Origin of the sequence: Propionivibrio soli (assembly GCF_025770765.1) — a bacterium.
Lineage (GTDB): Bacteria > Pseudomonadota > Gammaproteobacteria > Burkholderiales > Rhodocyclaceae > Propionivibrio > Propionivibrio soli.
Genome location: NZ_JANZKY010000011.1, coordinates 85,586 through 97,936, shown reverse-complemented (window position 1 = coordinate 97,936; position 12,351 = coordinate 85,586). Strand labels below are relative to the sequence as shown.

General features: G+C 59.3%; 14 protein-coding genes. 6 read left to right on the top strand and 8 right to left on the bottom strand.

Features of this window, described 5'->3' with window-relative positions:
* Positions 1 to 45 precede the first annotated feature (45 nt).
* Positions 46 to 393 (bottom strand): hypothetical protein, encoded by a 348-nt coding sequence (locus NZ453_RS14045; protein WP_263771289.1) that lies wholly within the window; start codon positions 391 to 393, stop codon positions 46 to 48.
* A 275-nt stretch (positions 394 to 668) separates the two neighbouring features.
* Here NZ453_RS14045 and NZ453_RS22070 point away from each other — a divergent pair, with 275 nt between their 5' ends.
* Positions 669 to 1,487 (top strand): acid phosphatase, encoded by an 819-nt coding sequence (locus NZ453_RS22070; RefSeq protein WP_263771288.1) that lies wholly within the window; start codon positions 669 to 671, stop codon positions 1,485 to 1,487.
* Positions 1,488 to 1,617: 130 nt separating this feature from the next.
* On the opposite strand, the gene yccS is transcribed toward NZ453_RS22070, so the two are convergent.
* On the bottom strand, positions 1,618 to 3,807 hold the full coding sequence (yccS, locus tag NZ453_RS14035; protein WP_263771287.1) for a YccS family putative transporter: 2,190 nt from the start codon (positions 3,805 to 3,807) through the stop codon (positions 1,618 to 1,620).
* 270 nt (positions 3,808 to 4,077) lie between these two features.
* Between yccS and NZ453_RS14030 the strand changes: the two genes are divergently transcribed.
* The 4 genes from NZ453_RS14030 (at position 4,078) to NZ453_RS14015 (ending at position 7,658) form a co-directional block, all read left to right on the top strand.
* The gene (locus NZ453_RS14030; protein ID WP_263771286.1) at positions 4,078 to 5,265 is read left to right on the top strand and encodes a 3-phosphoglycerate dehydrogenase family protein; all 1,188 of its coding nucleotides are present in this window, start codon (positions 4,078 to 4,080) and stop codon (positions 5,263 to 5,265) included.
* A 323-nt stretch (positions 5,266 to 5,588) separates the two neighbouring features.
* Positions 5,589 to 5,795, top strand: a complete 207-nt coding sequence (locus NZ453_RS14025) for a cold-shock protein (RefSeq protein ID WP_263771285.1) — start codon at positions 5,589 to 5,591, stop codon at positions 5,793 to 5,795.
* A 103-nt stretch (positions 5,796 to 5,898) separates the two neighbouring features.
* Complete coding sequence (gene infA / locus NZ453_RS14020; RefSeq protein ID WP_263771284.1) at positions 5,899 to 6,159, top strand: translation initiation factor IF-1; 261 nt, start codon at positions 5,899 to 5,901, stop codon at positions 6,157 to 6,159.
* 32 nt (positions 6,160 to 6,191) lie between these two features.
* Entirely contained in the window at positions 6,192 to 7,658 is a 1,467-nt protein-coding gene (locus NZ453_RS14015; RefSeq protein ID WP_263771283.1) for a DEAD/DEAH box helicase, read from the top strand.
* A 112-nt stretch (positions 7,659 to 7,770) separates the two neighbouring features.
* On the opposite strand, the gene NZ453_RS22220 is transcribed toward NZ453_RS14015, so the two are convergent.
* Entirely contained in the window at positions 7,771 to 7,917 is a 147-nt protein-coding gene (locus NZ453_RS22220) for a DUF3861 family protein (RefSeq protein WP_420851665.1), read from the bottom strand.
* Between the two features lie 347 nt (positions 7,918 to 8,264).
* Here NZ453_RS22220 and NZ453_RS14005 point away from each other — a divergent pair, with 347 nt between their 5' ends.
* Positions 8,265 to 9,071: a type IV pili methyl-accepting chemotaxis transducer N-terminal domain-containing protein gene (locus tag NZ453_RS14005; protein ID WP_263771281.1), complete on the top strand. Its 807-nt coding sequence runs from the start codon at positions 8,265 to 8,267 to the stop codon at positions 9,069 to 9,071.
* A gap of 208 nt (positions 9,072 to 9,279) precedes the next feature.
* Here the strand turns inward: NZ453_RS14005 and NZ453_RS14000 are convergent, their stop codons facing one another.
* From NZ453_RS14000 to NZ453_RS13980, 5 genes are all read right to left on the bottom strand, one after another.
* Positions 9,280 to 9,600, bottom strand: a complete 321-nt coding sequence (locus NZ453_RS14000; RefSeq protein WP_263771280.1) for a DUF1330 domain-containing protein — start codon at positions 9,598 to 9,600, stop codon at positions 9,280 to 9,282.
* Positions 9,601 to 9,678: 78 nt separating this feature from the next.
* Positions 9,679 to 10,035, bottom strand: coding sequence for a VOC family protein (locus tag NZ453_RS13995; RefSeq protein WP_263771279.1), 357 nt, complete (start codon positions 10,033 to 10,035; stop codon positions 9,679 to 9,681).
* A 130-nt stretch (positions 10,036 to 10,165) separates the two neighbouring features.
* A complete protein-coding gene (locus NZ453_RS13990; RefSeq protein ID WP_263771278.1) occupies positions 10,166 to 10,672 on the bottom strand; it encodes a GNAT family N-acetyltransferase in 507 nt (168 codons plus the stop codon).
* A 95-nt stretch (positions 10,673 to 10,767) separates the two neighbouring features.
* Complete coding sequence (locus tag NZ453_RS13985; protein WP_263771277.1) at positions 10,768 to 11,265, bottom strand: hypothetical protein; 498 nt, start codon at positions 11,263 to 11,265, stop codon at positions 10,768 to 10,770.
* Positions 11,266 to 11,332: 67 nt separating this feature from the next.
* Positions 11,333 to 11,941, bottom strand: coding sequence for a hypothetical protein (locus NZ453_RS13980; protein WP_263771276.1), 609 nt, complete (start codon positions 11,939 to 11,941; stop codon positions 11,333 to 11,335).
* Positions 11,942 to 12,351 lie beyond the last annotated feature (410 nt).

Below are 12,351 nucleotides of genomic sequence, written 5' to 3'. Positions count from 1 at the left end.
CTCGATGAAAGTTGAGCGGCCTTTGTTTTTTTTTCTGCCGCTAATTCAGTGCCGTCGCGCAACGCGGAAACAGACCGCCGATACGGCAATGGCACTGACGGCGATCGTGAAAGCCAAGCGCTGCCCTTGAAATAGGCTCTGCACCCACCGGTTGAGATCGTCCGCGAATACCGCCGCCTTGCCGCCGAAACGCTCGAGATCGGCTCGGTACCGCTTCGAATCGCTTGCACGCAAGGGATAAGACTCCCCATTCACCACGACATAGCCGATCACGTCGCCATCGTCCTCGGCCGCGTGAAAGTAGATCCAAGTGGCCACCAACACTCCGAGCGCCAGGACAAGGGCACCCGCCAGGTTGAGGCGAAAGCGACGGCTTTTCAAATCAATTGGCATGCTTTCATCCGAAACCAGTTCAACACTTTGCCGAGAGGTCTCTTTTCTTACGCCCGGCTCGGCGCATGGACAGCTCGGCAAGGCGAACTCTATCACTGGTTTGACAAACCGCCGCCTGACGCCTAGTGTTCCCAATCGAACATTTTGTTGGTTTATGAACGTTAAATTTTCGATTTAGCAACAGCCGTGACTACCGCCGAGAGCATACGAACAAGATCTGCGGCGGCGGCTTAGTTGAGCACCAAGAACAATCACAACGACTCAAGGAGGAAGCAGTGACTCTATCGATACAAAGAAACGCATGCGCCCTATCCGTGCTTCTCGCCCTGGCCGGCTGCGCAACCGTAGCTCCGCCGACATCGCCTGACGGACTATCGGGCGGGCGCTCCGGGTACGTGATCGGTTACCTGCAACCCGACGAACTTCCAGGCACACAGGAGTTCCTTCCCCCACCTCCAGCCGCCGGAAGTGCGGCTTTCGCCGCGGACGAGGAGTACTACAAGAACACGCGTCAATTGCGCGATTCGCCCCGCTGGAAACTCGCCGTCCAGGATGCCGACCTGACCTTCCCGAATGCGGCCCGCACATTCTCCTGCGCACTCGGTCTCGAAGTGTCGGCGGAGGCCACGCCTCACTTGAATATGCTGATTCGCCGCGTACGGGCCGATGCAAGCCGGGCCAACGACAAGCCCAAGGATCTCTATAAGCGCCGTCGTCCCTATATCGCCCATGGCGACACGAGTTGCACGCCCGACGAAAAGCACAAGGACGACTCCTACCCGTCGGGCCACACGTCGATCGGTTGGGCTTGGGCGCTCGTGCTGGCGGAAGCGGCTCCTGAACGCGCCAATGCAATTCTGGCCCGCGGACTCGCCTTCGGCGACAGCCGCTTGATCTGCGGAGTGCACTGGAAGAGCGACGTCGAAGCAGGCCGTGTGGTAGCCGCGGCAACGGTGAGCCGACTGCACCGGAACCCGGTGTTCGTCGAGCAGCTCAGGTTGGCGCGCCAGGAAATCGAAGCGGCGCGCGCCGCCGGCGCCAAGGCCCCGGCATATTGCGCGGCCGAAGCCGAGGCGCTTGCGATGCGGAAATAAAATGGAAGGGCGGCGTTCAACGAACGCCGCCCAAGGATTAAGCGACGCCAAGGACCAAACGGCTTTTCCCAACCCGGCTCCAGGCAACAGGACGACTGCCCGCGAGCCCGATTTGACCTCAGTACGCGCCCTACCCCGTGACCAGTTGTGCGGCATCGCGTCGCAAGGTAGGCATCAGGCGAGCCACCAACGCGAGCTGCGCATGTACAACGCGCTGCGTTTCAGACAGCTCGCCCGCAGGTAGAGAGTCGCTGCCTGCATCGCCATTCGAGTTCCACGCAACATCGCTCTCACTCGCTTCCTGTCCCGAATCCAAGGCGGCGGCAAGGTTCTCGAGCGCCCTTTCCAAAGCAATCGCCCGTTCCTGACCCGTACCAACGGATACGGCTTCCCGCGGCCGATGCGCTCCCAACGCCGACAGGTAATTGAGCAAGGTGTGCGACGAAACGATGAAGCGCTTGCCCGACTCGCCCCGCCCACGGCGCACGTGGCTCGGTTCCTGGAGAGCGGCTAGAAGTGCTCCGGACAACGTCGCGTCGGCATTGTGCGCGTCGCGGCGCGCGATACGATACGCGAGGTCGTCCTGCTTGCCCGTTGCCGAATACTGAAGCATCAGTTGTTTCAAGTAGCGCGAGTGGGCACGCATCGCAGCCGCCGCGAGCCGTGGCAGGCGTCGGGAGTGCCAGCTGGGCAGGATCAGCCACACTGACACCCCCGCAATCCCACCCCCGATCAGCGTGTCGAGCAGCCGCGGAACAATCAGATCGTATCCGTTGCCCACCTGATTGAAGGCGAGAAGCACGAACATCGTGATACCGGCGGTTGCAATCGCGTAGCGCGCCGTTCGAAACGCAAAGAACAGGACGGCCGCTACGACTGTGAAAGCGGACTGCGTGAGCGGATCAGGAAAGAGCCGGAGCAACGCCCACCCCGCGAGCAGGCCCAGCACCGTCCCGGCGATCCTTTGCGCAAGTCGGGTCAGCGTCGCCCCGTAGTACGGCTGGCAGACGAAAACGATCGTCAGGAGAATCCAGAAGCCGAAGGCATCGCTGACCTGTGTCATGACCGCATATCCGGCACCGAGGGCAGCCCCAAGACGGATAGCGTGGCGCATGATGGGCGATTGGAGGTTCAGATGTGCCGCCAAACGGTCGCGGAAATCACGCCACGTCCGCGGCTGGATGTCTTGCAACGTCCATTCTGCGGGCAACCGGGACGGTTCCTGGTCGCGCAGTCCCGAGATTTCCCGATGTATTGCGCCAAGGTTTGTGGCCAATGCCCGCAGCGAAGGGCGGGCCCGGTGCGTTTCGGGCAGCTCGTCGGCGCCAACGGGTTCTATATGCGCCACGGCGGCGTTCATGTCCTCGACGGCATGCGCGGCCGCTTCGTCTCTCTCCCATGACCGCCGTTCGCGGATAACTCCGGCAAAAGCGATGCAATCCTGACCGAGCAAGGCGAGCACGCGTTCGCACCGGTACAGCACGTCGCTGTGAAAGAAGGTCTTGGCCAGCAGATCATAATTCTCATGGGAAGACGACGTACGCTCGTGAACGTCCTGCGCCGTGAAGTACCGGTGCAGCGCCCGCACGAGCCACGGCGGCATCCGGTCCGGCTTGCTGCTCGCGCGCACGAAAAGGATTTCCTTGGTGGCATTCAGGGCGTCCACCAGTCGCCCGTTGTACAGCGCCAGCTGCAGCCGGCATTGCTCCAGGTCCGCGTTGCGGACGGGTTCGAGCATGCGCGATTTCAGTTCAAGGTACTTCCCCAATGTCTCATACAGGTTGGCTAGGGACTCGCGCACCGCGAAGGTAGGGAAAGCGGCAGCCCAGAGGACAGAAACCATTCCGTGCCAAATGGCACCGGAGAACAAAAGTACGCCGCGCTGAGCCGCAAGTTCACGCTCGGTACCCGGCCCCATGGCGAGCGCAGCGTACAGCGCCATGATCAACGTAGCGGCGGCAATCGTCCGGTAGCGGTCGCCAAGGGCACCGAGCAAGGTCAGCAGAAAGGCACCCATAACGAGCACCGGAGCAAGATACGGCGGGCGTGCCATGCCGAGCTGTACCGAATGGATAGCAACGAAGAAGCAGAGCAACGTCATGAGTTGCGCTCCCGTTCGTCCTCGCCAGTTGTCGTCGGTTTCCGCTAATGCGCTGGCGATCGTTCCGAGCAGCAAAGGGATGATCGCTTGAGGCCGATCGGCAAGCACGCCAAAGGCCATAATGCCGGCCATGGCCAGCGTCACTCTCGCGTTCGACCACACCGCCTCGCGGGTCCTCGCGTTCCACCATCCTTGCAGTCCCCACCCGCTTCCCGCCATCTCGCGTCTTCCTATCCGTTCTCCGTGCACCGTGCCGGTTCGTTCTCATGAACGCAGCGTACCGTTTCCATATCGGACGATACATGGCCCCGCGCTGCAAGGCCAAATGCCGTTTCCGATGTCCCTCCCGCGCGACGATCGTCCCCCGCAAAACTACGGATCGCATATGACATGAAAGCAGGAGTAGCATGCGCTTCGGAATGCCTGACACGCCGTCAGGTTCGCCTGGTGGCGGCTCGATAACCAAGATCAATCCAGTGGAGGAAATCGATGAAAGTGCTGATTGCCGACAAGGTGTCATCCCAGATGGTCGCCGACCTGAAGGCGCTAGGGTGCGACGTAACTCTAAAGCCTGAGCTCGATGCCGAAACGCTGCCCGGCGCCGTCGCCGGAGCGGAAGTCTTGATCGTGCGCTCGACACAGGTAACCGCTGCCTGCATCGACGCAGGAACCGACCTTTCGCTCATCATTCGCGCGGGCGCCGGCGTGAACACAATCGACATCAAGCGGGCAAGCGAAAAGGGCGTATACGTCGCCAACTGCCCGGGCAAGAACACGGATGCCGTGGCCGAACTCGCGATCGGCCTCATGATCGCGACGGATCGTCGTATTCCCGACGCCCTGGCCGACCTGCGTGCCGGTAAATGGCGCAAGAAGGAATACGGCAAGGCGCGCGGCCTCAAAGGCCGTACGCTCGGCGTGGTCGGGCTGGGCCATATCGGTGAGGCTGTCGCTTGTCGCGCCCAAGGGCTGGGCATGAAGGTTATCGGCTGGTCGCGGAGCCTCACGCCCGCGAAAGCGGAAGCGCTGGACATCGGTTTCTGTAGCTCCCTTAACGAACTAGCAGAAAGCGCCGACGTCGTGAGCTTGCACCTTGCTCTGTCGAAAGAAACGCGGGGCATTATCGGCAGCGATTTCCTCGCACGCATGAAAGCCGGCGCGCTCCTGGTGAACACGGCGCGCAGTGAAATCGTCGATCTCGCGGCACTGAAAGAGGCTCTGCGCAGCGGCCGCATCCGCGCCGCGCTCGACGTTTTTGACAATGAGCCCTCGTCGGGCGAGGCACCGTTTGCCGACGCCGAGTTCGCTGGCCTTCTCGCCGCCGCGACGCCGCATATCGGCGCGTCTACTGAGCAGGCGGAGGAAGCGATTGCCGAGGAGACGGTGCGCATCGTGCGTACCTTCGTAGAAACAGGCAAGCCCGTGAACGCCGTGAATCCGCGCAAGGCGCATACGGGTGTTCCGCTCGTCGTGCGGCATTACAACCGTGTCGGCGTCCTGGCCGGCGTTTTGCACGAGTTGCGCAACGAAGGGATCAACATCGAGGAAATGGACAACACGATCTTCGAGGGAGAACAAGCGGCCTGTTGCTCATTGGTGCTCGACAGGCGTCCCTCGGACTCTTTGTTGCAACGTATCGCGTCGGGCGAGAACGTCATCCAAGCCGTATTGAAGTAGCCCTAATGTGCACAGGGTACGGGGCAACTCCCCGTACCCTCCCTCCCGCCCTCGTTCCTGCGGCTTTGCCAGCAAAAAAACAGCCTCGGTTGGTGAATGACGGGGCGTCAGCCTCATTGAAACCCTCTTAGGCCGGGCACGCCGTTTGCTGGAAAAGTATATTTGCTATTCCAGTCAGTAACGTGCATAGTCCGCACCTCACCCAAGTCAAGCGCGCTTGTCGTCAGTCGGTCACCGTCCGCCAACCGCGGTCTCCCCCAATTACCACTTCGCCGTCTTGATTACCGCCCCGGCCGGGGAACAATTTTTTGGAGATTCAGGTTATGGCAACAGGTACCGTCAAGTGGTTTAACGATTCGAAGGGCTTTGGCTTCATCACGCCCGACGCAGGCGGCGAAGATCTTTTCGCGCATTTCTCCGCCATCCAGGGCAATGGCTTCAAGACGCTCAAAGAAGGCGACAAAGTGACGTTCGACGTCGCGATGGGCCCCAAGGGCAAGCAAGCATCGAACATCGTCCCGAACAACTAAAGGCTCGTCGGCATCCAGGGACGAGCTGAAGCTCTCCGGTTTGCCTCAATGAAAACCCGGCACATGCCGGGTTTTGTTTTTCTCGTTTTCTGGAGGCGATGCCTTGGCTAAAGAAGAGTTGCTCGAAATGCGCGGAGAAATCCTTGAAGTTCTCCCCGATTCACGCTTTGTGGTCCTGCTCGAAAACGGCCACCAGCTAACCGCCTACACGGCCGGAAAAATGCGCAAGAACCACATCCGCATTCTGGCCGGAGACAAAGTTTCCCTCGAAATATCGCCCTATGATCTAGACAAGGGCCGCATTACCTTCCGCCATCTCGAAAGCCGCACCGCCACGGCGCCCAGGCGCCAATACCGCCGCTGAACCACGGCGGACAAAAACATGGAGTTTGATTGTTGAAGTTTTCTGAATTAGGCCTTTCCCCGGAACTGCTCCGGGCGATCGCCGACCAAGGCTACACCGTGCCGACGCCTATCCAGGCGAAGGCCATTCCCCTCGTCATGGAGGGCCACGACCTGATGGCCTGCGCGCAAACCGGAACGGGGAAAACTGCCGGTTTCACCTTGCCGATCCTGCACCGCCTCGCAGCAAGCAAACCGTCGGGGCGGCAACATGTGCGCGCACTGATCCTCACCCCCACGCGAGAGTTGGCCGCGCAGGTCGCTGAAAGCGTACGCGACTATGGCGCTCACCTCGCGTTCAAATCCCTCGTCGTCTTCGGCGGCGTCGGCATCGTCCCGCAGATCGCGGCGCTGAAAAAGGGCGTCGACATTCTCGTCGCCACCCCGGGGCGGCTGCTCGACTTGGCTCAGCAAAAAGCCGTCGACCTCTCGGGAATCGAAATCCTCGTGCTCGACGAAGCCGATCGCATGCTCGACATGGGCTTCATTCACGACATCCGACGCGTCATCGCGCTGCTCCCGAAGACGCGCCAGAACCTGCTGTTCTCGGCCACGTTCTCCGACGACATCCGCGCGCTCGCCGGGAGTTTTCTCGTATCCCCCAGCTACGTCGAATCGGAACGTCGCAACACGGCGCCGGAACTCGTCGAGCAAGCGGTTTATCGCGTTGACCGCGAGCGCAAGCGAGAGCTGCTGATCGAACTCATCAAGCAGAACGACTGGCATCAGGTCCTCGTGTTCACCCGCACGAAGTGGGGTGCGAACGGCTTGGCCGAGAAACTGACGAAGGCCGGCATTGAGGCGAGCGCCATCCACGGCAACAAGAGCCAGGGAGCGCGCACACGCGCCCTCGGCGACTTCAAGAACGGAGAGCTGCGGGTTCTGGTGGCCACCGATATTGCGGCCCGCGGATTGGACATTGAGCAACTTCCGTTCGTGGTGAATTACGAACTGCCCAACGTTCCCGAAGACTACGTCCACCGCATTGGACGCACAGGCCGGGCAGGCGCATCCGGCAAGGCGGTTTCGCTGGTGTGCGTCGACGAAGACAAGCTGCTGCGCGACATCGAGCGGTTGATCAAGAAATCGTTGCCGGCCCTGACCCATCCTGGGTTTGCAGTAGATGCGACTATTGCTCCGCAGCCGATCGCGAACCGCTCTACGGGTCAGAATAAACCGCAAGCCGCGAAGGTTGCCAGAAACATGGGCACCAAGAAGAGAAGCGTTTCCTCCAATCACCCTGATGAAGCGCGCCGCCTTGGCGCAACCGAGAAAGCGCGGGAGGGCGAAGCCAAGAAGCCACCACGCCGATCAGGCAGCCCGGAACGTCCCATGCCCAAAAAGACGCCGGGCGAACAAAGCGCAAAAACCGACCATTCAGCAGGTCAGGGGCGTCGTCAGCAACGGCCGTTTCACTCCAAGGCCAAAGCAACGCCAAAAGCGACACGGGTATCAAGCTAGCCCGTACCCCGATCGTGTCGTGAGCAAAATGGGCAGTGAAGGCGTGGCCAAAAACTGCCTGCTCCGACTCAAAAGCGACACGGTCGTTCGCTTTATTCCCTTTTGAGCCCCTTCATAATTCACCGAAGTGCGGCTGCAGCGACGTAAAAAGCTCATTGCGGCGATGATTGAGCATAACCTCGCTGGAAAGCTTCAGGCCGAGGGCAAACGCCATCGCCTCGCCCTCTGCGAAGTCACCACGGGCTTTTGGTCGCTCCATGATGGGAAAAAAAAGATCGTCATGGTTTCGCGCCCCGAAGTGCAAAGGCTAGGTCTGCACGGCGTTCCCTTTTGCGTCTTCCAGATGCTCGACGGTGACTCGGTAAAGATGGCTCTTCATTTCCTTCTGGTCCTTTCGCTTTCCGTCCGAGGGTTCAGAACTCCATCTACTGACGAATTCGGCCGGCAAACGGTCAAAGAACGCAAACCATGTAAGATAAAAAATGGCGAAACGTATTTGTTTTCATCGCCTTATACGATTTAGCTGCGCGAAAACACTGCACGTTAGCTCGTTTTTCGAGAAAACCCTAGTCAAAAAGGGGTAAAATTACGCATTTTGGGTAAAAAATGATTCATCGGAATAGCTGGGCGAGCGCCTTTCTTCCTACGGTCGTGGTGTTGGCCGTGTTCTTTGCTGGCTTCGCTCATGCACAAGTAGCAGACATTAATTCGGCGATCAACAAGGCCGGGCGGCAGCGGATGCTCGCTCATCGCATGGCTAAAGCTTATTTTCAGTTGGGGCTCGGTGTTGATGGGGAAAAGTCCAAAAACGTCCTCGACACGTCCATGTCGCTGTTTGACCGCCAGCTTGTCGAACTGAAAAACTACGCGCCGACCGGTGAGATCCGAGACATCTACAAGCAACTTGAAACCGCCTGGATCGAGTACAAAGACGTCTTGATCGGGGCCGCCCCGAACAAGGAAAACGGCAAGAAGGTCCTCGCCTCGTCCGAATTGATTTATCAGATTGCCGACAAAGGCACCGTCGCTTTGGAGAAGCAAGCCGGGACGGCCGGGGGGCACCTCGTGAATTCGGCTGGCCGGGCTCGCATGATGTCGCAACGTATGGCCAAGCTCTACCAAGCACAAGCATGGAAAATTGGCGGCAATGAAACCGACGCCCTGCTTGACCAGACCCGAAAGGAATTCGTCGCGACCGTGTCCGACCTCAGCACCAACACCTCGAACACGCAGCAGATCAAGAACGAGCTCGATCTGGTAAAACAGCAGTGGACGTTCTTTGACCTCGCACTCGGGCAACGGAGCGGTGCCGCGGATCCAAAACAGATGGCTAACGTGGCCACCACGAGTGAGCGGATTCTCGCAGAGATGGAAACCGTCGTCGGCCTGTACGAAAAGCTCACTGTTCGCTGAGCTCTGAGTCGCCGCAGGCTGCCGCGCTATTGCAGGCAGCCTGCTCACGCTTCGCTTAATGGCGAGGCGCGCATCACCGGGCACGCGCTCTGTAACTAGCGCCCTACTCCTCTATTCATCATCATCGCGAAGCACCGTTTCAGCAACGAGATGAGTTCTCGGCGCACCTCTCCCGCCTTGCACTAACACGGAGCATTCCCAGCCGAACTCAGTCAAGGATATCCGCGCCCTTGTGTCCTTCGCGCACCCCTTGCACCAGAAATACCTCGCCCTCCGTATTGTTCGAACGCAAAGGACGGATTGCCTTGTAAGCCTCTGAGTCATACCAGCCGCGCGCCATCTCCATCGACGGAAATTCGAGAATCACCAAGGCCGCCTGCCAAGCGCCCTCCAGAGGTTCGCATGGACCGCCATGGACGATGTATCTGCCTGAATAAGGCCGCAACGTCTCGTCGATCTGCTTGAGATAAGTCTTGATCTCTTCGTCAAAACGAGTTTCACGGATTACCGCAACGGCATATGCGCTCATTCTCTGCTCCGATGTTTAGGTCGGTTTAGGTGCGGCAAGCGCGGGCAGGGATCACGTTGGCTCGCTGCCGGCGCAGTCTTACCTTGCCAGGTGTGAGAGGACGTTTACGAGGCGGCCGAACGGATCGCGAACAAAGAAGCGCCGCACGCCCCAGGGCTCGTCGGTCGGGCCATACTCAACAGAGAAGCCGGCCTTCTTGAAGGCATGAAAGGCGGCTTCAACGTCATCCACTTCGATAGACAAATCGGGCACGGGCGTGCCGGAGCCCCCCTCGCTCATGAAGCTGGCCTGCGCCGACACATTGGTCTTGCTGCCGAAGGTCCGAATCCAACCCATATCCATCAGGAGATCCAGGCCGAGGACTTGTCCGTAGAACTTGTCGGCGAGACCGGGATCTTGCGCCGTGATGTTGGCAACGACACGGTTAACTCTCAAGGCGGCGCTCCTGCTTGCATTTGCGAAGAGCATCGCAGGCGGCAAGGCGCGTGCCCACGACCTCAGGGTGGAAAGTGGAACAATCGGGAGGGCGTCAGAGGTCTCCGTCCCGTAGCTGGGTGGCGCTAACTCAGGCGCCCGGATTGAGAGCTTGTCCGTTGGCGCGATCCACGACCCATTTGCGCATCGTGATGCTCGTCGGTCGGTCGTACCCGGGGTGAGCCGTCTCAGCCACCTTCTCGAATCCAAGCGAGGCAAACGCCGCGTGGTTTTCGATCAATTCAACCCGGGTCTGCAATTCGAGAAAGTACTGGCCGTGCTTGCGCGCCAAGCCCTCCGCCGCCGCTATGAGCGCGCGGGCCACGCCTTTGCCGCGGTAGCTTTGCGCGACCGCTAGCTTTCCCACATAAACGCAATTCGGCCGGATCATCGCAAACGCGCACCCGATGAGTTCCGCCCCTTCGGTGGCCACAATGAGATTTTCGACGTGTGCCTTGGCTCGAAGGTCATCAGCGCCCATACGGGTTAATGACGATGGCGGATCAATGCGTGCTTCCATGTACGCGAACGCCCCGCGCAGCAACGAAAGCAGTTCGTCCCAGGAGGAGAATTCGGGTGGGGAGACGTTTATACGCATGAGATCCAATGTCTCGCGTCGAGCATCGTTTGCATACGCCACAAGAGCACGATGCAGCCGGACCCAGGCTCACCAGAGGATAGGGAAGCCGAGCGCTACTTGGGATTCAAAACCGCCGATACTTTGGGCCGGTCGACATACCCCTCAAACTTCGAGATGGAGGCTGCGACGTCTGCATTCGAAGTCAATTCCGCCATCGCCAGGCGGCCTAACGCTTCGAACGCGCTGCGCATACCTTGAGCGCTTTCGGTTCCTTTGACCACGGCTTGGACTTCCCGCGGGCAGCTCTCGGTCAGCAAACGAGTAACAAGCGCGCCCATGGTCTTGTTGATTTGCTCGCTGGTTTCCGGGGAATTTGCAGCGAGATCGCGCATTCCAGGGTGAGCTGACATCGCTACGAAAATCCACCGGGCTAATTCCTTGCGGTCCTTTCCGGTCGTGCTATCGGCTAGGCAGGTGGCAAGCGCATCGCTTTGGGCGTGAGCAATACCGGACAAACCGAGAAGAAGAGCAAGGGCGAAGAATAGAGATTTCATGATTGTTTTGGATGATTGTGAGTGGAACAAAGGGTTGCCTCTCGGCGCCCGCTTCATCTAGCACGGTCTCAGAAGTGTGCATCCCGGGGCGACCTTGCTACTGGCCGCCCTTCTCGTTTGAGCCTTAGTTTGCGGCCGTCGCCTTGGTATTCTCGCTGACAACTTCGTCTGTCGCCCCCGTCAGGCCACCTACCGCCGCATCATAGTTCCGCAGCACATAGTCACCCACCAACTCTCCGATACGCGTCAGCATCATGTTGTCTGCAACACCCAAAGCGAATCCGGCGCCGGCGCTTGAGTGTTGATAGAACTCAGGGTAATCAATCTGCTTTCCTGTGCCGATTTCGGTCGCTTTCATGCGTATGACCACGCCTGAACTACCGGACAACGGACCGGTGAATATCCGTGCGCCGACGCCGATAAAGCGAATGTCGGTGACAACCGGTTCAATCACGAGCGTGCGGCCATTATCGGGTCGGCTATTCCATTTCTTTGGAGCGTCCCCTAAGCGTTTGAAGAAATTGGCGTTGATCCTATCCAGCGACTTTTCGTTAGCGCTTTGCCCACGGAACTCCTGCGCAAGAACCACCGGCTTGATCTCAATCCGGCCAAACTTTGAATAAGCCTCCGCGGGAGGTGGGTTGTCCGTACGCGATGCCCTGACGTTGGATGCACAGCCAGAAACAACGAGTGTAAGCGCCAAGACGCCAGCCAGAGTCGAGGTGAGATTCATATTCTTCCTCATATTCTTCCTATTGGTGAAAACAAGTTATGCAACCGATGATGTGCGACGGCGGAATCATACGCTAGACATGACGAGCCTCGGTACCGCGCCACCTGGCATCAAAGCGTTCCCAAACCACATATCAGGGCGAACACGTGGCGTAGCGTCAGGATTCCCGATGCTTGTCGTCTCTTAATGCCGACGGAATCGACAGTGATTCGGACGGTACCGTCACCTCTCGTATGGCCTGCTGATGCGGTGGGCGGCCTCTGGCTCAAATCGGCTGTCAGCGTCGCGGTGAATTGAGATAAAGATCAGAAGCCTACGTCGCCAGCGCACAAGCACATCGCTGTAAGGGCGATCCTGCTCGCTGCCTTTGTCGATCTCTCTACACCCGTTTCTTTTTTTGTCCCATAGTC